This window comes from Pseudomonas edaphica, from assembly GCF_965277385.1.
Taxonomy (GTDB): domain Bacteria; phylum Pseudomonadota; class Gammaproteobacteria; order Pseudomonadales; family Pseudomonadaceae; genus Aquipseudomonas; species Aquipseudomonas edaphica.
In genome coordinates this window covers 588,611-611,315 of the sequence record NZ_OZ255725.1, presented here as the reverse complement: position 1 = coordinate 611,315, position 22,705 = coordinate 588,611, and the positions used below count along the sequence as shown (strand labels likewise).

Here is a 22,705-nt window from a genome sequence, read left to right as displayed (position 1 = left end):
CCTACAAGGGAATGTGTGCCGCCGCCAGCAGCTCTTTGGTATAGGGATGTTGCGGCGCGTCGAACACCACATGGCTCGCACCGCGCTCCACCACCTTGCCGTCCTTGATCACGATCATGTCGTGGGCCATGGCCCGCACCACCGCCAGGTCGTGGCTGATAAACAGATAGGTCAGGCCGTATTTTTCCTGCAGTTCACGCAACAGCGCCACCACTTGTTTCTGCACGGTGCGGTCGAGGGCTGAGGTCGGTTCATCCAGCAGCATCAGCGCAGGCTTGAGCACCAAGGCGCGGGCGATAGCGATGCGTTGACGCTGGCCACCGGAAAACTCATGGGGGTAACGATGACGGCTGGCGGGGTCGAGGCCCACGTCCTTGAGCACCTGGATCACTTGCGCATCGCGGTCGGCCAGGCTGCACGGCGCGTGCACTTCCAGGCCTTCGCTGATGATCTGTTGCACCGACATGCGCGGGCTGAGGCTGCCGAACGGGTCTTGGAACACCACCTGCATCTGCTTGCGCCATGGGCGCATCTGCTGGTTGTTCAGCGGGTCGAGGGCTTCACCCTGAAAACGGATACTGCCGGTGGAATCGAGCAAGCGCAGGATCGCCTGGCCGAGGGTGGATTTGCCCGAGCCGGACTCGCCGACAATCCCCAAGGTTTTGCCGCGCTGCACGCTAAGGCTGATGCCGTCGACTGCGCGCAACCAGGTTTTGCGCCTGAACAGCCCGCCGCCGAGGGGGAATTGCACGCTCAGGTCGTCAACTTGCAATACGGTTTCGCGTTCATCGCTGCACAGCGCATCACCGGACGGCTCGGCATCCAGCAGCAGGCGGCTGTAGGGATGTTGCGGCGCGGTGAACAGCGTCTCGCAGTCGGCTTGCTCGACAATCTCCCCGGCGCGCATCACGCACACGCGCTGGGCAATGCTGCGCACCAGGTTGAGGTCATGGCTGATCAGCAGCAGCGACATGCCCAGGCGTTGTTGCAACGACTTGAGCAGCAGCAGGATTTTGCGCTGCACGGTCACGTCCAGCGCGGTGGTGGGCTCGTCGGCAATCAGCAGCTCCGGCTCGCAGGCCAGGGCCATGGCGATCATCACCCGCTGGCGCTGGCCGCCGGAGAGTTGATGCGGGTAAGCCTTGAGGCGCTCCTGGGGTTTCTGGATGCCCACCAGTTCGAGCAGCTCAAGAATGCGAGACTGCGCCGCCTTGCCGCCCAGGCCCTTGTGCAGCAGCAGGGTTTCGCCGATCTGTTTTTCGAGGCTGTGCAGCGGGTTGAGCGAGGTCATCGGCTCCTGGAAAATCATCGCAATACGGTTGCCGCGCAGCTTTTGCAAGGTGGCCGTCGACGCGCCGATCAGCTCCTGGCCGCGATACTTCACCGAGCCTGTGGTGTGCGTGCCCGCGTCTGGCAGCAATTGCAGAATCGAGTGGGCGGTTACCGACTTGCCCGAACCTGACTCGCCGACCAAGGCCAGGCATTCGCCAGGGCGCACGTCCAGGCACAGTTTGCTCACCACGGTCTGGCCGGTGAAGGCGACGCTGAGGTCGCGGATCTCGATCAGGTTCATACGCAATTACTCATGAGCGTGGGTCGAAGGCATCACGTAATGCCTCGCCGATAAAGACCAGCAGCGACAGGATCAGCGCCAAGGTGAAAAATGCCGTCAGGCCCAGCCAGGGCGCTTGCAGGTTTTGCTTGCCCTGAGCAATCAGTTCGCCCAGGGACGCGCTGCCGGCGGGCATGCCGAACCCGAGAAAATCCAGGGCGCTCAAGGTTGAAATTGCCCCGGTCAAGATAAACGGCAGGTAGCTCAAGGTGGCGGTCATGGCGTTGGGCAGGATATGCCGGCGAATGATCTTGCCATCGCCCAGGCCCAGGGCGCGTGCGGCCTTGACGTATTCCAGGTTGCGCCCGCGCAGGAACTCGGCGCGCACCACGTCCACCATAGCCAGCCAGGAAAACAGCGCCATGATCCCCAACAGCCACCAGAAATTCGGTTCGACAAAGCCGGACAAAATGATCAGCAGGTACAGCACCGGAAGTCCGGACCACACTTCCAGAATGCGCTGACCGAGCAGGTCGACCCAGCCGCCGTAATAGCCCTGCAAGGCGCCAGCGGCGATGCCGATGGCGGCACTGATGGCGGTGAGTGCCAGGGCAAACAGGATCGACACCCGTGCGCCGAAGATGACCCGCGCCAGCACATCGCGGGATTGATCATCGGTGCCCAGCCAGTTCACCGCCGAGGGCGGGCTGGGGGCAGGGCGGGTCAATTCGTAGTTGGGTGTGTCGTCGCTGAACGGGATCGGCGGGAACAGCATCCAGCCGCCGTCCTGCTTGATCAGCTTTTGTACGTAGTCACTGCGGTAGTCGGCCTGGAAGGGCAACTGGCCGCCGAACTGTTGCTCGGTGTAGCGCTTGAACACCGGGAAATACAGCTCGTTCTTGAAGCTCAGCACCAAGGGTTTGTCATTGGCGATCAACTCGCCGCCCAGGGTCAGGATAAACAGGCCGATAAACAGCCACAGCGACCACCAGCCACGGCGGTTCTTCTTGAAGCGCTCGAAACGCCGACGGGCCACCGGAGACAGATTAAGCATCAGGCGTTCCTCGCGGCGAAGTCGATACGCGGGTCCACCAGGGTGTAGCAGAGGTCACCGATGAGTTTTATCAAGAGCCCGAACAGGGTGAAGATAAACAACGAGCCAAAGACCACCGGGTAGTCGCGGGATACGGCGGCTTCGTAGCTCATGCGGCCCAGGCCATCGAGGGAAAAGATCACTTCGATCAACAGGGAACCGGCAAAAAACACGCTGATAAATGCCTGGGGAATCCCCGAGATCACCAGCAGCATGGCGTTGCGAAACACATGGCCGTAGAGCACCCGGCGTTCACTCAAGCCCTTGGCACGGGCGGTGACCACGTATTGGCGCGTGATTTCATTCAGGAATGAGTTTTTGGTGAGGATGGTCAGCGTCGCGAACCCGCCGATCACCAACGAGGTGACGGGCAACACCAGGTGCCAGAAGTAGTCGGCAATTTTGCCGATTGTGCTGAGTTCGTCGAAGTTCTCCGAGACCAGCCCGCGCACCGGGAACCAGTTCAGCGAGGTGCCACCGGCGAACAGCACGATCAGGAACATCGCAAACAGGAAGGCCGGCATCGCATAGCCGATGACAATCGCGGTGCTGCTCCACACGTCAAAGCTGCTGCCGTGGCGCACGGCCTTGCGAATCCCCAAGGGGATCGACACCAGATAGGTGATCAAGGTGGCCCATAAACCGAGGGAAATGGTCACCGGCATTTTTTCCAGGATCAGGTCGATCACGCTTTTGCCGCGAAAGAAGCTGTTACCGAAATCCAGTTGGGCGTAGTTCTTGAGCATCAGCCACAGACGTTCCGGCGCGGGCTTGTCGAAGCCGTATTGCTTTTCGATGTCCTTGATCAATTTGGGGTCCAGGCCACGGCTGGCGCGCGAGCCGTTGACGGCTTCGCCGCCACCACCGCCAATGCCGCCGCCACCGATGCCTTGCAGGTGCGCAATGGCCTGTTCAACCGGGCCGCCGGGCGCGGCCTGCACGATCACGAAATTGACCAGCAGGATGATCACGAGCGTGGGGATGATCAGCAGCAGGCGCCGCACGATATAAGCAAACATCAGCGCGTTCCTCCGCGTTTTTTCAACTCGGCGTTCATTTGCTCATTCGTCAGTGGTGTGGGGCTGATTTCCCACCAGGTTTCCAGCGCTTCGTCGTTCTTGGCCTCAATGGCTGGACGACCGAAGCGGTTCCACCACGCGGCCGAGGTGCCCGGTGGGTAGTAGTTGGGGATCCACAGGTAATTCCATTGCAGCACGCGGTCCAGGGCATGGGCATAGGTGAGCATCTGCGCCTGGGTGTTGGCTTTGACCAGCCCGCTGATCAGGGTATCGACGGCGGGGTCTTTAAGCACCATGTAGTTGTTCGCACCAGGGTCGTAGGCGGCCTGCGAGCCGAAGTAGTTGTACAGCTCCATGCCTGGCGACGTGGTGACCGGGAAGCCGATGACGATCATGTCGTAGTCGCGGGCCATGATGCGGTTGACGTACTGGGACGAGTCTATGCGGCGGATATTCAGGGTGATGCCGATCTGCGCCAGGTTGCGCTTGTACGGCAGCAACAGGCGCTCAAGGCCGGCCTGGGCATTGAGGAAGGTGAACTCCAGTGGCTCGCCGTCGGCGTTGACCAGCTTGTCGCCCTTGGGTGTCCAGCCGGCGGCTTCCAGCAGTGCCAGGGCTTGCAGCTGTTTGTCACGGATCATGCCGCTGCCGTCGGTGACCGGCGCCTTGAACACTTGGGTGAATACTTCGTCGGGCACCTGGCCGCGCAGTGGCTCAAGAATCGCCAGTTCCTCTGGGGTCGGCGGTTGGCTTGCAGCCAGCGGGCTGTTGGAGAAGAAGCTCTGCTGGCGGATGTACATATTGCGCATCATCTGCCGGTTGGCCCATTCGAAGTCCCACAGCATCGCCAGCGCCTGGCGCACGCGGCGGTCCTTGAACATCGGCTTTTGCACGTTGAACACATAGCCCTGGGCCGGTTGCGGCATCTCCTTGGCCAAGTGCGCACGTTGCAGGCGGCCATCGTCGAGGGCCGGGCCGTTGTAGCCGATGGAGTAGCCCGTAGCGGAGAACTCGCGGTTGAAGTCATAGGCGCCGCCACGCAGCACCTGGCGGGCCACCTCGGTGTCGCCGAAGTACTCCAGGCTCAGGTGGTCGAAGTTGTACAGGCCCCGGCTGACGGGCAAGTCCTTGCCCCACCAGTCGGGGTCGCGGGTGAAGGTGATGGTGCTGCCGGAGTCGATTTTGCTGATTTTGTACGGGCCGCTGCCCAGCGGCGCTTCGTAGCCGCCACCGTTGGCGAAGTCGCGGGTTTTCCACCAATGTTCGGGGAATACCGGCAGGGTGGCGATATCCAGAGGCAGGGTGCGGTTTTCATTGCTGGAAAAGTCGAAGCGCACCTGGCGCTCGCCTTCGACTTCGACGTGTTTGACGTCGGCGAACAGGGTGCGAAAGCGCAGGCTGCCTTGGGTCATCAGCAGGTCGAAGCTGTAGCGTACATCTTCGGCGGTGATCGGCGTGCCATCGGCAAAGCGTGCCTTGGGGTTGAGGTAGAAGCGCAGCGACAGGCCGTCGTCGGCGCGTTCCATTTTTTCGGCGACCAGGCCGTAAACGGTGTAGGGCTCATCCAGGGAGCGCTGGGCCAGCGGGGCGTAGAGCCAGCCGTCGACCTGGGAGACGCCGATGCCTTTGTCTATGTACGGCAATACATGGTCGAAGCGCCCGATTTCGATGGCTGAGCGTCGCAGGCTGCCGCCTTTGGGCGCGTTGGGGTTGGCGTAGTCGAAATGGGTGAAGCCGGTGGGGTACTTGGCCGGTTCGCCGTAGACCGTGAGGTAGGTTTGCGGGGCCGCGATCACGGCGGTGCTGGCCAGTAGCAGGGCCAGGGTGTAGCTGAAGAGTTTTGTGGAAAAAACCAATCGCATTATCAGCCTTGAGCGCCGGGTGAACAGTAATAGGGATTTGTACGTTAACGGCTTATGGGTTGCCAGTCACTTGATGCACAACGGCCCACCAAAAGGCGGGCCGTTGTTTATAGCATCAGCGCGGACGGGATCAGTCCTGGCGGCTGGTGACTTCCAGCAGGTGGTAGCCGAACTGGGTTTTTACCGGGCCTTGCACGGTGTTGACGGGGGCGCTGAAGACGACGGTGTCGAATTCCTTGACCATCTGGCCTGGGCCGAACGAACCCAGGTTGCCACCGTCGCGGCTGGATGGGCAGCTGGAGTTGGCTTTGGCGATTTCTGCGAAATCGGCGCCGCCTTCGATCTGGGCCTTGAGTTCGTTGCACTTGTCTTCGGTGGAAACGAGGATGTGGCGGGCGGTGGCTTTGGCCATGGGGGTAACTCCTTGAAGTAAAAAGGGTGAGCCTACCGGATTCAGGTGGTTTTTTGTTGGCAAAGTTCCATCTTGTGGTGGGTTGGGTTGATTGAGTACATATCCGTTGCTGCGGTAACGGCGGCCTATGGTTCCGCTCTTACAGCGGGTCACTTTTGGCAAACGCCCCAAAAGTAACCAAAAGGTCTTCGCCCCACCACTTGGTGCCTCGCCTAGGCTCGGCATGCCCTCACTCCGGCTTGAATCCGTGGGCCGCCGCGATGGGCCATCCTTGGCCCAGCGCGGCTAACCCGGCGTCCTGCCGGGTTACCCACGGATTCAAGCCTGCGTTCGGCCATCGTGGTTAACGGGGCGCCTCAGATCAAAAGCAAGATCAAAAGCAGAGCACGGCGGCCTGAAAGCCGACCTGAGTGGTTGAATCAAAAGCGAAAAGCGAAAAGCGAAAAGCGAAAAGCGAAAAGCGGATTTGCATACACCTGGGATCTGCTTTTCTGTGGGAGCTGGCTTGCCTGCGATGCAGACACCTCGGTACATCAGGTACAACCGGTTGATGCCATCGCAGGCAAGCCAGCTCCCACATTAGACCGAGTATGGCTTTGCTGTTGCTGTTGCTGTTGCTGTTGCTGTTGCTGTTGCTGTTGCTGTTGCTGTTGCTCCGGCTCTTACATCCTTTTCGATGACGAAGTCAGCGGTCTTTTGATCTGCGCTTTTGATCTTGATCTTGATCTGAAATCGCCCCGTTAAACACGATGGCCGGAATCTGACAGGGATTTGGGGGGTAAACCGGCAGGGATGCCGGTTTAGCCGCGCTGGGCCAAGGATGGCCCATCGCGGCGGCCCCCCAAATCACTGTCGGATTGCGGGCATGCCGAGCCATAGCGAGGCACCGAGTGTTGGGGCGTGTACGGGACAACCACATGGGTTACACAAAAGTGCATTCACATAGGTAACACTTTGAGTGAAATATAGCCGTCCTTGTCTGCATTCCTCGCATCCACTTGTCCGAGGATCACTGGGCCGAAAATAACAGCCCACACATCGTCGCTCAGCATCTCCATTCCAATAGTCTGGTATTTCAGTAAATGCCCCACATAAATCCGCAGACCTGACCGATAAATCATCCCGTTTGAGTCAGTCCGGTAACACTCAATATGACTTGCATAACCCATCTCCGGCAGTTTCTCAGGATAGGCTCGAGGTGAAGGTGAATAGCATGAAGCCGGTGTTTTCTGGCTCAGCGCTTCATGCCCTCGCTCGTAATTGTAGTGCTGTATGAAACGATCAAAGTGTTTCTGCTGAGACTCCCAAGCAACCGCAGGTGGATTGGGCAAAGTGCTTTTCAGTGTTCGGTGCATACGCTCGTGCCGGCCATTTTGGTCTGGCCGACCAGGCTCGATACGCTCTGGAATGATCCCCAGCCGTAGCCACCAGATCGACAACTGTGACAGCCCTCCGCGCCCTGTGCTGGCAAACGGCACTCCGTTGTCAGTACGGATCCGCTCAGGCAAACCATACTCGCGAAACACCCGTTCGAACGTCTCTTGGGTCTCCTTGAAATTGGTGCTGGGCATGCTCTGACAGGCAAGCAAGAAGCGACTGGCATGGTCCATGATTGTTAGCGGATAACACCATACGCCCGCACCTGTCAGGTACTGGCCTTTGTAGTCAGCGCTGAAAAGCTGATTAGGTACATCTGCCTTACGTAACGGTTTTGGATAGACAGCAACCTTTGGCCGCAGGGGTCGCGGCGTGATCAGATCGGCTGCTTTGAGGACGTTATAAATAGTCGTTTTCGAGGGCGGATCCTGGTCAGGAAAACGCCTTATCAAATCACTCTGGATCTTTTTCGGACCAGGGATTGTCTCGCCTATAGAACGAAGTTCGATAATCGCCTGCTTTACCGTCAAAGGCACCACATAAGTCTGGTGGTGCCGACGGCGACTACGCTCATCAAGCCCGCTGGGGCCTTCTGCTTTGTATCGCTCGATCCACTTGTAGCCGGTCTTTCGGCTGATTTCATAGTCTCGACATAGCTGGCTAAGGCTGTGTTTTCCAGTCAGGTATTCAGCGACAAACATCACTTTGAGGTCCATAGGTTTCAGCTCTTTCCAGGGCATGGTCAGATCCTCACGAAATCGACCCTGCCAGTTAAAAACTGTTACCTATGTGCGTGAACTGATTTGTAACCCATGTGGGTGAGTCATACCGGCGAGGACCTTTTGGTTACTTTTGCGTCCTTGCAAAAGTGACCCGCTGTAAGAGCGGAACCATAGGCGGCCGTTACCTAAATAACGGATATGTACACGATCAAACCACAACAGCAGGCACCAAAAACGCAGCTTCCAACAACTGCCGCGTATAAGCATGCTGCGGATCCGCAAAGATCCCCGCCGCGTCCCCCTGTTCCACCACCTGCCCATGCTTGACCACCATCAACTGGTGACTCAAGGCCTTCACCACCGCCAAATCATGGCTGATAAACAGGTACGTCAGGTTGTACTTGGCCTGCAGCCCCCGCAATAATTCCACCACTTGCCGCTGCACCGTGCGGTCCAGCGCGGACGTCGGTTCATCGAGCAGTATCAAGCGGGGCTTGAGCACCAAGGCACGGGCGATGGCAATGCGTTGACGCTGCCCACCGGAAAACTCATGGGGGTAACGATGCCGCGACTCCGGGTCCAGGCCCACTTCCTTGAGCGCTGCAATAATCGCCACTTCCTGCTCGGCCGGCGTGCCCATCTTGTGGATACGCAACCCTTCGCCAACGATCTCACTCACACACATCCGCGGGCTCAAGCTGCCGAACGGGTCTTGAAACACCACCTGCATCTCCCGCCGTAGCGGGCGCACCTGTTGCTGAGTCAAGCGGTCAAGTTGCTGGCCTTCAAAGCGAATCCCACCTTTGCTGGCAATCAAGCGCAGAATCGCCAGGCCCAGGGTGGACTTGCCCGAGCCGCTTTCACCGACGATGCCCAGCGTCTGGCCCTGGGGCAGGCTGAAGTTGATGCCGTCCACCGCCTTGACGTAATCGACGGTGTTGCGCAAAAAGCCCTTTTTGATCGGGAACCAGACCTTCAGGTCGTCGACTTCCAAGAGTGGCGGCCCGACCTCGTTACTGGCTGGCCCACCGCTGGGCTCCGCCGCCAGCAGTTCCTGGGTGTAAGGGTGCTGGGGCGACTGAAACAGCGTCTCGCAATCAGCCTGTTCAACGATGCAACCCTGCTGCATCACACACACACGATGGGCGATGCGCCGCACCAGGTTCAAGTCATGGCTGATCAGCAGCAATGCCATGCCCAGCCGGGCCTGCAGCTCTTTGAGCAGTTCCAGGATCTTCAATTGCACGGTGACGTCGAGGGCCGTGGTCGGCTCGTCGGCGATCAGCAGTTCGGGCTCGTTGGCCAGGGCCATGGCGATCATCACCCGCTGGCGCTGGCCGCCTGACAGTTCGTGGGGCAGGGCTTTGAGGCGCTTGTGCGGCTCGGGGATGCCCACCAGTTCAAGCAGTTCCAGGGTGCGCCGGGTCGCGACTTTACCGGTCAGGCCTTTGTGCAGGCCGAGCACTTCGTTGATCTGCTTCTCGATCGAATGCAGCGGGTTCAACGAGGTCATTGGCTCCTGGAAGATCATCGCAATGCGGTTGCCGCGAATATGCCGGATGGTTTTCTCTTTGAGGGTCAGCAGATCATGCCCGGAATAGCTGATGGTGCCGGCCGGGTGACGCGCCAGCGGGTAGGGCAACAGGCGCAGGATCGAATGGGCGGTCACCGATTTGCCCGAGCCGCTTTCGCCGACCAGCGCCAGGGTTTCGCCGCGCTTGATATCGAAGCTGACATTGTTGACCACGCGGTGGTGATGCTCGCCGGTGACGAACTCGACGCAGAGGTCGCGGACTTCGATCAGATTGTCCTGATTCATCTCATTTCCTCGGGTCGAAGGCATCGCGAGCGGACTCGCCGATAAACACCAGCAAACTCAACATGATCGCCAACACGGCAAACGCACTCATGCCCAGCCACGGCGCTTGCAGGTTGGATTTGCCCTGGGCCACCAGTTCGCCCAGGGACGGTGAACCGGCCGGCAGGCCGAAACCGAGAAAATCCAGGGCGGTGAGGGTGCCAATGGCACCGGTGAGGATGAACGGCATGAACGTCATGGTCGAGACCATGGCATTGGGCAGGATATGCCGGAACATGATCGCGCCGTTCTGCATGCCCAGCGCTCGGGCGGCACGTACATATTCCAGGTTGCGCCCGCGCAGGAACTCGGCGCGCACCACGTCCACCAGGCTCATCCACGAAAACAGCAACATGATGCCCAGCAGCCACCAGAAGTTGGGCTGCACAAAGCTGGCGAGGATGATCAGCAGGTACAGCACCGGCAAACCCGACCAGATCTCCAGGAAACGCTGGCCGGCCAGGTCGACCCAGCCGCCATAGAAGCCCTGCAAGGCGCCGGCGATGACGCCGATGATCGAGCTGAGCACGGTCAGCGTCAGGGCAAACAGCACCGACACACGAAAGCCGTAGATCACTCGCGCCAGCACATCGCGGCCCTGGTCGTCGGTGCCCAGCAGGTTCACCGAAGACGGCGGCGCTGGCGCGGGGACTTTCAGGTCGTAGTTGATGCTCTGGTAGCTGAACGGGATGGGCGCCCACAGCGTCCAGGCGTCCTTGGCCTTGAGCAGTTCCTGGATATACGGGCTTTTGTAGTTGGCCTCCAGCGGGAATTCGCCGCCAAAGGTGGTCTCCGGGTAGCGTTTAAGCGCCGGGAAATACCAGCCACCGTCGTAATGGACTGCCAGCGGTTTATCGTTGGCGATCAACTCGGCGCCCAGGCTGAGCACGAACAGAATCAGGAACAGCCACAGCGACCACCAGCCACGTTTGTTGGCTTTGAAACGCTCGAACCGGCGGCGATTGAGGGGGGACAGGTTCATCTCAATGCTCCCGGCTGGCAAAGTCGATACGCGGATCGACCAGGGTGTAGGTGAGGTCGCCGATCAGCTTCACGATCAGCCCCAGCAGGGTGAAGATAAACAGCGTGCCGAACACCACCGGATAATCGCGGTTGATCGCCGCTTCAAAGCTCATAAGGCCCAGGCCATCGAGGGAAAAGATCACCTCGACCAACAGCGAACCGGTGAAGAAAATCCCGATAAATGCCGAGGGGAAACCGGCAATCACCAGCAGCATGGCGTTACGAAACACATGGCCGTAGAGCACGCGGTGGTTGGTCAGGCCTTTGGCTTTGGCAGTGACCACGTACTGTTTGTTGATTTCGTCGAGGAAGCTGTTTTTGGTCAGCAGGGTCATGGTCGCGAAGTTGCCGATGACCAGCGCGGTGACAGGCAGGGCCAGGTGCCAGAAATAGTCGAGAATCTTGCCGCCTAAGCTTAGTTCTTCGAAGTTGTTGGAGGTCAGCCCGCGCAAGGGGAACCAGTCCAGGTAACTGCCGCCGGCAAACACCACGATCAGCAAAATCGCGAACAAAAACGCCGGGATGGCATAGCCGACGATGATTGCCGAGCTGGTCCACACGTCAAAGTGGCTGCCGTGCCGGGTAGCCTTGGCGATGCCCAGCGGGATCGACACCAGGTACATGATCAGCGTGCTCCATAACCCGAGGGAGATGGACACCGGCATCTTTTCCTTGATCAGGTCGATGACCTTGGCGTCGCGAAAGAAGCTGTCGCCAAAATCCAGCCGTGCGTAGTTCTTGACCATGATCCACAAGCGTTCCGGCGCCGACTTGTCGAAGCCGTACATCTTTTCGATTTCCTTGATCAGCGCCGGGTCCAGGCCCTGGGCGCCGCGGTAGCTGGAGCCGGCCACCGAGACCTCGGCGCCGCCACCGGCAATGCGGCTGGTGGCGCCGTCGAACCCTTCGAGCTTGGCGATCATCTGCTCCACCGGGCCACCGGGGGCGGCCTGGATGATGATGAAGTTGATCAGCAAGATCCCGAACAGCGTGGGGATGATCAGCAACAGGCGGCGAACAATATAGGCCAGCATTTAATCGCCTCCGCTCGCCGGATCGGCGCTCTGGACAGTGTCGACGGCAGGTTTGACTTCAGGTTTGGCCCACCAGGTGGCCGTGCCGACGTCGTAGCGTGGCGGGACTTTGGGGTGACCCAAGTGATCCCAGTACGCCACGCGGTAAGTCTTGATGTGCCAGTTGGGGATCACGTAGTAGCCAAACTGCAAGACCCGATCCAGCGCCTTGGCGTGGTCGACCAGGCTTTGGCGCGAGTCGGCGTTGATCAGTTCTTCGACGAGTTGGTCGACCACCGGATCCTTGAGACCCATGTAGTTGCGGCTGCCGGATTTGTCGGCGGCGGCGGACGACCAGAATTCGCGCTGCTCGTTACCCGGCGAGGTGGACTGCGGGAAGCTGCCCACCAGCATGTCGAAGTCCCGCGAACGCAGGCGGTTGATGTACTGCGAAACGTCAACGCGGCGGATCACCAGGTTGATTCCGAGGTCGGCCAGGTTGCGCTTGAATGGCAGCAATACCCGCTCAAACTCGGTCTGGGCAAGCAGGAATTCGATGGTCACCGGTTTGCCGGTGGTGTCGACCATTTTGTCGTCGACGATCTTCCAGCCAGCCTTCTGCAACAGCTGGTAAGCCTCACGCTGCTGGGTGCGGATCATGCCGCTGCCGTCGGTCTTGGCCGGCTCGAAGGCTTGGGTGAAGACTTCGGCAGGGATCTTGTCGCGAAACGGCGCCAGGATGGCGGTTTCCGCCGGGCCGGGCAGGCCGGTGGCGGCCATCTCCGAGTTTTCGAAGTAGCTGCGGGTGCGGGTGTAGGCGCCATTGAACAGCTGTTTGTTGCTCCACTCGAAATCCAGCAGCAGGCTGATGGCCTTGCGTACCCGCACATCCTGGAACATCGGCTTGCGCGTATTGAACACAAACCCTTGCATGCCGGTGGGATTGCCGTTGGGAATTTCTTCCTTGATCAACCGGCCCTGGGCCACGGCCGGAATGTTGTAGGCGTTGGCCCAGTTCTTGGCGCTGAACTCCAGCCAATAGTCGAACTGCCCGGCTTTCAAGGCTTCCAGGGCCACGGTGCTGTCACGGTAGTAGTCGGTGATGCGGTTGTCGAAGTTGTAGAAGCCCTGGGTTACCGGCAGGTCCTTGGCCCAGTAATCCTTGACCCGCTCATAGCGCACCATGCGCCCGGGTTTGACCTCGGCAACCTTGTACGGGCCACTGCCCAGCGGTATTTCCAGGTTGCCCTTGGCAAAGTCGCGCGTTGCCCACCAATGCTTGGGCAATACCGGCAGTTGGCCGAGGATCAGCGGTAATTCACGGTTATTGGTGCGCTTGAACTTGAACAGCACACGCAGCGGGTCTTCGGCGACCACTTCGTCGACGTCGGCGTAGTAGTTGCGGTAGAGCGGCGAACCGTCCTTGATCAGCGCCTGGAAGGTGAACACCACGTCTTCGGCCCGGATCGGATGGCCATCATGGAAGCGCGCTTCGGGGCGCAGGTAGAAGCGCACCCAGCTGTTGTCCGGAGCCTTTTCGATCTTGCCGGCCACCAGGCCGTACTCGGTGACGGGCTCGTCCAGGCTTTGCATGGCCAGGGTGTCGTAAATCAGCGGCAGGTTGTCTGCGGGCACGCCCTTGCTGATGTAGGGGTTGAGGCTGTCGAAGCCGCCCATGCTCGATTCACGGAAGGTGCCGCCCTTGGGCGCGTCGGGGTTTACATAGTCGAAATGCTTGAAGTCGGCGGGGTACTTGGGTGGCTCGCTGTACAGGGTCAGCGCATGTTGCGGCGCGGCATTGGCTGCGCCGCACGCTAACAAGGCGCCAAACAGGGCGGTGCGCAAGGTCATCATTGGGCTTTCTCCGAAGCTTTCAGCCACCACGCGCTCAAACCCAGGCTGTAGGGCGGCGTGGTGACAAAGGCGAACCGGTTGCGGTACGCCAAGCGATGATAGTTGAGGTACCAGTTGGGAATACTGTAGTGCTGCCACAGCAGCACCCGGTCGAGGGCGCGGCCGGCGGCCAATTGTTCTTCGCGGGTCTGCGCCGCCAGCAGTTGGTCGAGCAGGTGGTCGACCACCGGGTTGGCGATGCCGGCGTAGTTTTTGCTGCCCTTGATGGCCGCCTGGCTGGAGTGGAAGTACTGCCACTGCTCAAGGCCCGGGCTCAAGGTCTGGTTGAGGGTGATCAGGATCATGTCGTAGTCGAACTGATCCAGGCGCTGCTTGTATTGCGCCCGGTCAACCGTGCGCAGGCGCGCGTCGATGCCGATACTTTTGAGGTTTTCGACGTAGGGCTGCAGGATGCGTTCAAGGTTCGGGTTGACCAACAGAATCTCGAAGCGCAGCGGTTGGCCCTTGCTGTCGAGCAGGCGCTGGTCTGAGAGTTTCCAGCCCGCTTCGCCGAGCAAGGCCAGGGCGCGGCGCAACGTCTCGCGCGGGATGCCGCGGCCGTCGGTCTGCGGCAGGCTGAAGGCTTGAGTGAACAGGTTGGGCGGCAACTGGTCGCGGTAGGGCGAGAGCATCAGCCATTCATGCCCCACTGGCACGCCGGTCGCAGAAAACTCACTGTTGGGGTAGTAACTGAGCGTGCGTTTATAGGCGCTGCTGAACAGGGTGCGGTTGGTCCATTCAAAATCGAACATCAACCCCAGGGCTTCACGCACTTTGGTCTGGCTGAAGATCGGCCGCCGCGTGTTCATGAACAAGCCCTGGCTCTGGGTCGGGATCTGGTGGGCGATCTGCGCCTTGATCACGTCGCCGCGGTTGACCGCCGGGAAGTTGTAGCCAGTGGCCCAGTTCTTGGCCTGGTGTTCGATATAGAGGTCGAATTCACCGGCCTTGAAGGCTTCGAAGGCCACGTCGCTGTCGCGGTAGAACTCCACTTCGACCTTGTCGTAGTTGTAGAACCCCTGGTTGACCGGCAGGTCTTTGCCCCAGTAATCCTTGACCCGCTCGAACACCAGCTGGCGGCCCGGGGTGACCTTGGTGATGCGATACGGCCCGCTGCCCAAAGGCGGCTCGAAGGTGGTGGCCTTGAAGTCGCGGTTCTTCCAGTAATGCTGGGGCAGAACCGGCAGTTCGCCCAGACGCAGGATCAGCAGTGGGTTGCCGGCGCGTTTGAACACAAAACGGATGCGATGGCGGTTGAGAATGTCGACCCGCGCCACTTCCTGCAGGTTGGTGCGGTACTGCGGGTGGCCTTCGGTGAGCAGGGTGCGATAGGAAAATGCCACGTCATAAGCGGTGATCGGCTTGCCATCATGGAAGCGCGCTTCCGGGCGCAGGTTGAACACCACCCAACTGCGGTCCTCGCTGTACTCCACCGATTGGGCAATCAGCCCGTAGCTGGAGGTGGGCTCGTCACCGGACGGCGCGTACTGGCCGGTGCCGACCATCAGCGGCTCGTTCAGCTCGTTGACGCCGTATTGCAGGAAATTGGGCGTGGAAACCGGGCTGGTGCCCTTGAAGGTGTAGGGGTTGAGGGTGTCGAAGGTGCCAAATGCCATGACCCGCAATGTCCCGCCTTTGGGCGCTGCAGGGTTTACCCAGTCGAAGTGGGTGAATTTGGCCGGGTACTTGAGTGTGCCGAACTGCGTGTAACCGTGGCTCTCGGTAATCGTCGCGTTCGCAGCAAAGCTCAAGGCCAGACTTATTAGTAGAAGGAGGGGACGCTTCAAGTCAGAGATCCGATCCAGGCGGCTTGGGCTTTATGATCGGTACAGTAACAGCTTGTTCCGGTTGGAAAAAGGTCGCTGAAAACACTGGGGTCAGGGTTGGGAAGGTATCGGATTGGGTGAAGATCAAATGTGGGAGCTGGCTTGCCTGCGATAGCATTAACTCGGTGTGCCTGACACACCGAGGTGTTTGCATCGCAGGCAAGCCAGCTCCCACACAAGCCAGTCCCCACGGGACTTTATCTAGGCCCGGAAACCACCAGCATCTGGCCCGGCTTGAGTGCCTGGCCAGTACGCGGGTTCCAACGCTTGAGATGTTGCATCTCGACGTTGAAGCGCTTGGCGACGATGTACAACGAGTCGCCTTTCTTGACCTTGTACTGCACCGGTTTCTTGCTGCTGGCCACCAGTTTGCGGGTGTCCTGCATCACCAGGGTCTGGCCGACCTTGAGGGCCTGGCCATTGAGTTTGTTCCAGCGCTGCAGGTCATGCACATCGACCTTGTTCGCCTTGGCGATCAGCGTGAGGTTGTCGCCACTGCGCACCTTGTAGTTGCGGGTACGCCCGGCCACCCGTGTGCTCTCAACTTCGTCGAACACCTGCTTTTTAGGGCGCATCGCCAGCAATTCTTCGGGCTTCATCGTCGAAAGGGTGCTGGTGAGCAACTGCGCCTTGGAGCTGGGCACGAGCAAATGCTGCGGGCCGTCCAGGGTGGTGCGTTGTTTCAGGGCCGGGTTGAGCTGGAACAGTTCGTCTTCGTCGATCTCGGCCAGCGCGGCAACCCGGGACAGGTCCATGCTTTGCTTGACTTCAACCACTTCGAAGTACGGCGTGTTGGCAATCGGGCTCAGGTTGACGCCATAGGCCTCGGGGGCCAGCACCACTTGGGACAGCGCCAGGAACTTGGGCACGTAGTCCTTGGTTTCCTGGGGCAGGGGCAGGTTCCAGTAGTCGGTGGGCAGGCCGAGCTTTTCGTTGCGCTCGATGGCCCGGCTGACCGTGCCTTCGCCGGCATTGTAGGCCGCCAGGGCCAACAGCCAGTCGCCGTTGAACATGTCATGCAGGCGCGTCAGATAGTCCAGGGCGGCGGTGGTGGAGGCGGTGATATCGCGGCGGCCGTCGTAGGCGCGGGTCTGGCGCAGGTTGAAGTAGCGCCCGGTGGAGGGGATGAACTGCCACAGGCCGACCGCATCGCTGCGCGAATAGGCCATCGGGTTGTAGGCACTTTCGATCACTGGCAGCAGCGCCAGCTCCAGGGGCATATTGCGTTCTTCAAGGCGTTCGACGATGTAATGAATGTAGAGGCTGCCGCGTTCTCCGGCGTTCTCTAAAAAGGACGGGTTGCTGGCGAACCACAAGCGTTGTTGCTCGATGCGCGGGTTCACACCCAGGCCGTCCTGCAATTGAAAGCCCCGGCGCATGCGTTCCCAGACATCCTGGGGCACTTCGGGGCTAGGCTTCTCTGAGAGCCAAATAGGTTTTTGCTTGATCTTGGCAGCAAGATTGGGTTTGGGTTGCACGGTGGATTGTGCAGCGAAATTGGTCGATTGGCAGCCCGCCAGAGTCGCGGAAACGGCCACCGCCACGGCTTGAGCCAGGCGGGTCAATGCGTCTGAAGAAATGGATTTACGAATAGATGACGACATTGGCTGGAAGTAAGTTCCGGGCAAAAATGTCGGGCGATTCTAGAAAGCGCTTTGGTTCCGGTCAACCATTCAGAAATTCCGTATCAGATTGCATCCGCTTAGAACTTATCTTTCCAAGCCCTCAAGCTAGCAAACACCTCGGCCCCAGTGCGGTTGTCGCGACCGTTCCGTTCGTCCGCTTTTTGTTTAACGGATGTTTCGGCGGTACGCAGGAAAGGGTTAGTACGTTTTTCCAGGGCCAGGTTGGAGGGAAGTGTCATTTCACCACGGGCGCGCAATTGCTTGACGGTCTCGACGCGTTCGGCGATATCGGCATTGTCCGGTTCCACGGCCTGGGCAAATTTGAGGTTACTTTGCGTGTACTCATGGGTGCAGTACACCAGCGTGTCGGCGGGCAGGGCGGCCAGGCGCGCAAGCGAGGCGTGCATTTGTTCCGGGGTGCCTTCGAACAGGCGCCCGCAGCCGGCGGCAAACAGGGTATCGCCACAAAACAGCACGCCCTGGTGGTAATAGGCGATATGGCCGAGGGTGTGGCCGGGCACGCTATAAACGTCGAAGTCCCAGCCGAGTGCGTTGATGCGCGCGTTATCGTGCAGGGCCACGTCCCGCGTCGGGATCTTTTCGTTCGCCGGGCCGTAAACCTTGGCGCCGGTTTCATGTTTGAGCTGTTCGACGCCGCCGACATGATCATGGTGGTGGTGGGTGATCAGGATGTCGCTGAGCCTGTACCCAGGGTTTTGCTTGAGCCAGGCCAGCACCGGCGCGGCATCGCCGGGGTCGACCACGGCGCAGCGTAGGGTATCAGGGTCTTGTAACAACCAGATGTAGTTATCGGTGAAGGCGGGCAGGGCACTGATCTGTATCATTCTTCGATTCGCCAAGCTGAACACTTTGGTGCATCTTAGAACGTCTAGGCGAATTGGAGAATGCAATGACTGATAAAGCGTTCGCCCAGGCCGATCCTGAATGGCTGGCCCTGATCAGCGCAGCCCGTGATTGGCTGTCCGGGCCGATCGGGCAATTTTTGCTGGACGAAGAGCGGCGCATGCTCGAAGACGAGCTGGGCCGGTTCTTTGGTGGCTACCTGGTGCACTACGGCCCGTCGGCCCAGACGCCGCCCGCTGCGCCGCAGGTGCAACGCAATGTGCGCCTGGGCGCGCCGTTGCCTGGGGTCGAGATTGTGTGCGAGGAACAGGCCTGGCCGCTGAGCGAACATGCCGCCGATGTAGTGGTGCTGCAGCACGGCCTGGATTTCTGCCTGTCGCCCCACGGTTTGCTGCGCGAGGCCGCCAGCAGCGTGCGCCCAGGTGGCCATTTGCTGATCATCGGCATCAACCCCTGGAGCAGTTGGGGCCTGCGCCATGTGTTCGCCCATGACGGCCTGCGCCAGGCGCGCTGCATCGCGCCGTCGCGGGTGGGCGACTGGTTGAACCTGCTGGGCTTCGCGCTGGAGAAACGCCGCTTCGGGTGCTATCGTCCGCCGCTTGCGTCTGCCAAGTGGCAAGGACGGCTGGCCGGCTGGGAGCGCCGGGCGGGTGCCTGGCAACTGTCGGGCGGTGGCTTCTATTTATTGGTCGCGCGCAAGATCGTGGTCGGGCTGCGGCCGGTGCGGCAGGTCGCGCGTCAGCCCATGGGCAAGCTGGTGCCGATGCCGATGGCCAAGGTCAACCGCAAGCAGAGCGAACCGTAACCCCTCTTTTTGATTGAAGACCGAGCAACTGATGACCGATACCGTAGAACTCTTCACCGATGGCGCCTGCAAGGGCAACCCTGGCCCCGGCGGATGGGGTGCGTTGCTGGTGTGCAAAGGTGTGGAGAAGGAACTGTGGGGCGGCGAAGCCAACACCACCAACAACCGCATGGAGCTGATGGGCGCCATTCGCGGCCTGGAAGAACTCAAGCGTCGCTGTGACGTGCTGTTGGTGACCGACTCGCAATACGTGATGAAGGGCATCAACGAGTGGATGGTCAACTGGAAGAAGCGCGGCTGGAAAACCGCGGCCAAAGAGCCGGTAAAGAATGCCGACCTGTGGCAACTCCTCGATGAGCAATGCAACCGCCATGACATCACCTGGAAATGGGTACGCGGGCATATCGGCCACCCTGGCAACGAGCGCGCCGATCAATTGGCCAACCGTGGCGTGGATGAAGTTCGGGGCTACAAACAGAGCTGAGCCGGCTGACGTGTTAACATCGCGCCCCTTGATTCACATCACACTGCACACCACCGTTGAGAGCTGAACCCTGATGGCCATCCGATCTGTTGTACTCGATACCGAAACCACCGGCATGCCGGTGACCGATGGTCACCGGATCATTGAAATCGGCTGTGTCGAATTGATGGGTCGCCGCCTCACCGGGCGTCACTTTCACGTCTACCTGCAACCGGATCGTGACAGTGACGAGGGCGCAATTGGCGTCCACGGTATTACGGATGAATTCCTCAAGGGCAAGCCGCGCTTTGCTGAAGTGGCGGACGAGTTTTTCGAGTTCATCAACGGCGCTCAACTGATCATCCATAACGCGGCGTTCGACGTCGGGTTCATCAATAACGAGTTTGCCCTGATGGGGCAGACCGAGCGTGCGGATATCTCCCAGCACTGCTCGATTCTCGATACCTTGATGATGGCCCGTGAGCGTCACCCCGGCCAGCGCAACAGCCTGGATGCGTTGTGCAAACGTTATGGGGTTGATAACTCTGGCCGTGAATTGCACGGCGCCTTGCTCGACTCCGAGATTCTCGCCGACGTTTACCTGACCATGACCGGCGGGCAGACCAGCCTATCACTGGCCGGTAATGCTTCCGATGGCAGCGGCTCGGCGGAAGGTTCGGGCAACCGTCCTTCGGAAATCCGCCGTTTGGCGGCGGATCGCAAGCCGACCACCATCATCCGTGCCAGCGAGCAGGATCTGGCTGAGCATGCGGCGCGCCTGGAAGCGATTGCCAAGTCGGCGGGTGCGCCGGCGTTGTGGTCGCAATTGACTCAGCAATAATCACGGCTGAACGCGATTAAAAAATGTGGGCGCTGGCTTGCCTGCGATGGCATCAACTCGGTGTGCCTGATGTACCGAGGTGCCTGCATCGCAGGCAAGCCAGCTCCCACAGTAGATTTGCGTCGCCTGTAAAATCTTCATTCGCCACATCCCCTCCCAGCTTCTACCCTGAGTGCATAGCCCTCAGGACTCAAAGCACTCATGTACAAAGACCTGAAGTTCCCTGTTCTTATCGTGCACCGCGACATCAAGGCCGACACCGTTGCCGGTGATCGGGTCAGAGGCATCGCCAGGGAGTTGGAACAAGAGGGCTTCAGTATTTTTTCTGCGGTGGATTACGCCGAAGGCCGATTGGTGGCTTCTACCCATCATGGCCTGGCGTGCATGTTGATTGCCGCCGAGGGCGCTGGCGAAAACACCCACCTGCTGCAAAACATGGTCGAGCTGATTCGCCTGGCGCGGGTGAGGGCGCCCAACCTGCCGATCTTTGCCCTGGGCGAGCAGGTCACCCTGGAAAACGCGCCGGCCGATGCCATGAGCGAGCTCAACCAACTGCGCGGCATCCTGTACCTGTTCGAAGACACTGTGCCGTTTCTGGCCCGCCAAGTGGCTCGCGCCGCACGCGCCTACCTTGATGGCTTGTTGCCGCCGTTCTTCAAAGCGCTGGTGCAGCACACGGCCGACTCCAACTATTCCTGGCACACCCCCGGCCATGGCGGCGGTGTGGCTTATCGCAAAAGCCCGGTGGGGCAGGCGTTTCATCAATTCTTTGGCGAAAACACCCTGCGTTCGGACTTGTCCGTGTCGGTGCCGGAGCTGGGTTCATTGCTCGATCACACCGGGCCCTTGGCCGAAGCCGAAGCCCGCGCGGCGCGTAACTTTGGCGCCGATCACACGTTCTTTGTGATCAACGGCACCTCGACGGCCAACAAGATCGTCTGGCATTCCATGGTCGGGCGCGATGACTTGGTGTTGGTGGATCGAAACTGCCACAAGTCGGTGCTGCATTCGATCATCATGACCGGCGCGATCCCGCTGTACCTGTGCCCGGAGCGCAACGAGCTGGGGATTATCGGCCCGATCCCCTTAAGCGAATTCAGCCCCGAGTCGATCCGCGCCAAAATTGAAGCCAGCCCCTTGACCCGTGGCCGGCCGGCGAAAGTGAAACTGGCGGTGGTCACCAACTCCACCTATGACGGCCTGTGCTACAACGCCGAACTGATCAAACAGCAACTGGGCAACAGTGTCGAAGTGTTGCACTTCGACGAGGCCTGGTACGCCTACGCGGCCTTTCACGAATTCTTTGCCGGGCGTTATGGCATGGGCACTTCGCGCACACCGGACAGCCCGCTGGTATTCACTACCCACTCGACCCACAAATTGCTCGCGGCCTTCAGCCAGGCGTCGATGATCCACGTGCAGGACGGTGGCGCGCGCCAGCTGGACCGCGACCGCTTCAACGAAGCCTTCATGATGCACATCTCCACTTCGCCGCAATACAGCATCATCGCTTCGCTGGATGTGGCTTCGGCGATGATGGAAGGCCCGGCCGGGCGCTCGCTGTTGCAGGAGATGTTCGACGAAGCCCTGAGCTTTCGCCGTGCCCTGGCCAACCTGCGCCAGCATATTGCTGCCGAAGACTGGTGGTTCTCCATCTGGCAACCACCGTCGGTGGCCGGCATCGACCGGGTCGCCACCGCGGATTGGCTGTTGCACCCGCAGGATGACTGGCATGGCTTTGGCGATGTGGCCGAAGACTATGTGTTGCTGGACCCGATCAAAGTCACCTTGGTGATGCCCGGCCTCAACGCCGGTGGCGCCTTGAGCGACTGCGGAATTCCCGCCGCAGTGGTCAGCAAATTCCTCTGGGAACGGGGGCTGGTGGTGGAAAAGACCGGTTTGTATTCCTTCCTGGTGTTGTTCTCCATGGGCATTACCAAAGGCAAATGGAGTACCTTGCTCACCGAATTGCTGGAGTTCAAGCGCAACTACGACGCCAATGCCAGCCTGGCCAGTTGTTTACCCTCGGTGTTCAAAGAAGGCCCGGCACGTTATCAAGGCCTGGGTTTGCGTGACCTGTGCGACCAATTGCATGGTTGTTACCGCAGCAACGCCACCGCCAAGCACCTCAAGCGGATGTACACCGTGTTGCCGGAAATTGCGATGAAACCGGCCGATGCCTACGACCAACTGGTCAGGGGGGAAGTCGAAGCCGTTTCCATTGACGCCTTGCCAGGACGCATCGCAGCCGTGATGCTGGTGCCTTATCCGCCGGGCATCCCGTTGATCATGCCGGGCGAGCGCTTTACCGAGTCGACACGCTCGATCATCGACTATCTGGCATTTGCCCGTACGTTCGATAGCAGTTTCCCCGGTTTTGTCGCCGATGTTCATGGGTTGCAACACGAAGATGACGGCAGTGGCCGTTGTTACACCGTCGATTGCATCAAGGGTTAA

At 60.0% G+C, this 22,705-nt stretch carries 17 protein-coding genes; 4 read left to right on the top strand and 13 right to left on the bottom strand.

The genetic code is table 11. The features are described from left to right. Position 1: 1 nt before the first annotated feature. The 13 genes from ACQY47_RS02450 to gloB form a co-directional block, all read right to left on the bottom strand. Positions 2-1,573: an ABC transporter ATP-binding protein gene (locus ACQY47_RS02450; RefSeq protein ID WP_428555282.1), complete on the bottom strand. Its 1,572-nt coding sequence runs from the start codon at positions 1,571-1,573 to the stop codon at positions 2-4. Positions 1,574-1,583: 10 nt separating this feature from the next. Further along, positions 1,584-2,606, bottom strand: coding sequence for an ABC transporter permease (locus ACQY47_RS02445; protein WP_428555279.1), 1,023 nt, complete (start codon positions 2,604-2,606; stop codon positions 1,584-1,586). Further along, on the bottom strand, positions 2,606-3,664 hold the full coding sequence (locus ACQY47_RS02440; protein ID WP_138453618.1) for a microcin C ABC transporter permease YejB: 1,059 nt from the start codon (positions 3,662-3,664) through the stop codon (positions 2,606-2,608). The genes ACQY47_RS02445 and ACQY47_RS02440 overlap by 1 nt, the downstream gene beginning before the upstream one ends. Then, a complete protein-coding gene (locus ACQY47_RS02435) occupies positions 3,664-5,526 on the bottom strand; it encodes an extracellular solute-binding protein (RefSeq protein ID WP_170040270.1) in 1,863 nt (620 codons plus the stop codon). Before ACQY47_RS02435 ends, ACQY47_RS02440 begins: the two co-directional genes overlap by 1 nt. A 130-nt stretch (positions 5,527-5,656) precedes the next feature. Next, positions 5,657-5,938 (bottom strand): peptidylprolyl isomerase, encoded by a 282-nt coding sequence (locus ACQY47_RS02430; protein ID WP_010210937.1) that lies wholly within the window; start codon positions 5,936-5,938, stop codon positions 5,657-5,659. Between the two features lie 938 nt (positions 5,939-6,876). Continuing rightward, positions 6,877-8,055 (bottom strand): integrase core domain-containing protein, encoded by a 1,179-nt coding sequence (locus ACQY47_RS02425; protein WP_236463163.1) that lies wholly within the window; start codon positions 8,053-8,055, stop codon positions 6,877-6,879. 190 nt (positions 8,056-8,245) lie between these two features. Next, positions 8,246-9,856 (bottom strand): ABC transporter ATP-binding protein, encoded by a 1,611-nt coding sequence (locus ACQY47_RS02420; protein WP_170040268.1) that lies wholly within the window; start codon positions 9,854-9,856, stop codon positions 8,246-8,248. Position 9,857: 1 nt separating this feature from the next. Continuing rightward, the gene (locus tag ACQY47_RS02415; protein WP_012723835.1) at positions 9,858-10,877 is read right to left on the bottom strand and encodes an ABC transporter permease; all 1,020 of its coding nucleotides are present in this window, start codon (positions 10,875-10,877) and stop codon (positions 9,858-9,860) included. 1 nt (position 10,878) lies between these two features. Continuing rightward, on the bottom strand, positions 10,879-11,952 hold the full coding sequence (locus tag ACQY47_RS02410) for a microcin C ABC transporter permease YejB (protein ID WP_017136937.1): 1,074 nt from the start codon (positions 11,950-11,952) through the stop codon (positions 10,879-10,881). Continuing rightward, complete coding sequence (locus ACQY47_RS02405; protein ID WP_428555270.1) at positions 11,953-13,785, bottom strand: extracellular solute-binding protein; 1,833 nt, start codon at positions 13,783-13,785, stop codon at positions 11,953-11,955. Next, positions 13,782-15,611, bottom strand: coding sequence for an extracellular solute-binding protein (locus ACQY47_RS02400; protein WP_017136935.1), 1,830 nt, complete (start codon positions 15,609-15,611; stop codon positions 13,782-13,784). Before ACQY47_RS02400 ends, ACQY47_RS02405 begins: the two co-directional genes overlap by 4 nt. A gap of 236 nt (positions 15,612-15,847) precedes the next feature. Beyond that, entirely contained in the window at positions 15,848-17,254 is a 1,407-nt protein-coding gene (locus ACQY47_RS02395) for a transglycosylase SLT domain-containing protein (RefSeq protein ID WP_056859491.1), read from the bottom strand. Positions 17,255-17,352: 98 nt separating this feature from the next. Then, entirely contained in the window at positions 17,353-18,120 is a 768-nt protein-coding gene (gene gloB / locus ACQY47_RS02390) for a hydroxyacylglutathione hydrolase (RefSeq protein ID WP_428555265.1), read from the bottom strand. 65 nt (positions 18,121-18,185) lie between these two features. Between gloB and ACQY47_RS02385 the strand changes: the two genes are divergently transcribed. The 4 genes from ACQY47_RS02385 (at position 18,186) to ACQY47_RS02370 (ending at position 22,705) form a co-directional block, all read left to right on the top strand. Further along, positions 18,186-18,944, top strand: coding sequence for a class I SAM-dependent methyltransferase (locus ACQY47_RS02385; RefSeq protein ID WP_017136933.1), 759 nt, complete (start codon positions 18,186-18,188; stop codon positions 18,942-18,944). A 31-nt stretch (positions 18,945-18,975) separates the two neighbouring features. Next, complete coding sequence (gene rnhA / locus ACQY47_RS02380) at positions 18,976-19,428, top strand: ribonuclease HI (protein ID WP_017136932.1); 453 nt, start codon at positions 18,976-18,978, stop codon at positions 19,426-19,428. Positions 19,429-19,507: 79 nt separating this feature from the next. After that, positions 19,508-20,248 (top strand): DNA polymerase III subunit epsilon, encoded by a 741-nt coding sequence (gene dnaQ, locus ACQY47_RS02375; RefSeq protein ID WP_169987818.1) that lies wholly within the window; start codon positions 19,508-19,510, stop codon positions 20,246-20,248. 201 nt (positions 20,249-20,449) lie between these two features. Next, positions 20,450-22,705 carry an Orn/Lys/Arg decarboxylase N-terminal domain-containing protein gene (locus tag ACQY47_RS02370; RefSeq protein WP_428555260.1) on the top strand — a complete coding sequence of 752 codons (2,256 nt, stop codon included), beginning with the start codon at positions 20,450-20,452 and terminating at the stop codon, positions 22,703-22,705.

Coding starts and splice junctions, on each gene's coding strand:
- ACQY47_RS02450 (WP_428555282.1), bottom strand. CDS start 1,573: ATGAACCTGATCGAGATCCGCGACCTCAGCGTCGCCTTCACCGGCCAG.
- ACQY47_RS02405 (WP_428555270.1), bottom strand. CDS start 13,785: ATGATGACCTTGCGCACCGCCCTGTTTGGCGCCTTGTTAGCGTGCGGC.
- ACQY47_RS02440 (WP_138453618.1), bottom strand. CDS start 3,664: ATGTTTGCTTATATCGTGCGGCGCCTGCTGCTGATCATCCCCACGCTC.
- ACQY47_RS02435 (WP_170040270.1), bottom strand. CDS start 5,526: ATGCGATTGGTTTTTTCCACAAAACTCTTCAGCTACACCCTGGCCCTG.
- ACQY47_RS02395 (WP_056859491.1), bottom strand. CDS start 17,254: ATGTCGTCATCTATTCGTAAATCCATTTCTTCAGACGCATTGACCCGC.
- ACQY47_RS02370 (WP_428555260.1), top strand. CDS start 20,450: ATGTACAAAGACCTGAAGTTCCCTGTTCTTATCGTGCACCGCGACATC.
- ACQY47_RS02415 (WP_012723835.1), bottom strand. CDS start 10,877: ATGAACCTGTCCCCCCTCAATCGCCGCCGGTTCGAGCGTTTCAAAGCC.
- ACQY47_RS02445 (WP_428555279.1), bottom strand. CDS start 2,606: ATGCTTAATCTGTCTCCGGTGGCCCGTCGGCGTTTCGAGCGCTTCAAG.
- gloB (WP_428555265.1), bottom strand. CDS start 18,120: ATGATACAGATCAGTGCCCTGCCCGCCTTCACCGATAACTACATCTGG.
- ACQY47_RS02425 (WP_236463163.1), bottom strand. CDS start 8,055: ATGCCCTGGAAAGAGCTGAAACCTATGGACCTCAAAGTGATGTTTGTC.
- ACQY47_RS02410 (WP_017136937.1), bottom strand. CDS start 11,952: ATGCTGGCCTATATTGTTCGCCGCCTGTTGCTGATCATCCCCACGCTG.
- ACQY47_RS02385 (WP_017136933.1), top strand. CDS start 18,186: ATGACTGATAAAGCGTTCGCCCAGGCCGATCCTGAATGGCTGGCCCTG.
- rnhA (WP_017136932.1), top strand. CDS start 18,976: ATGACCGATACCGTAGAACTCTTCACCGATGGCGCCTGCAAGGGCAAC.
- ACQY47_RS02430 (WP_010210937.1), bottom strand. CDS start 5,938: ATGGCCAAAGCCACCGCCCGCCACATCCTCGTTTCCACCGAAGACAAG.
- ACQY47_RS02420 (WP_170040268.1), bottom strand. CDS start 9,856: ATGAATCAGGACAATCTGATCGAAGTCCGCGACCTCTGCGTCGAGTTC.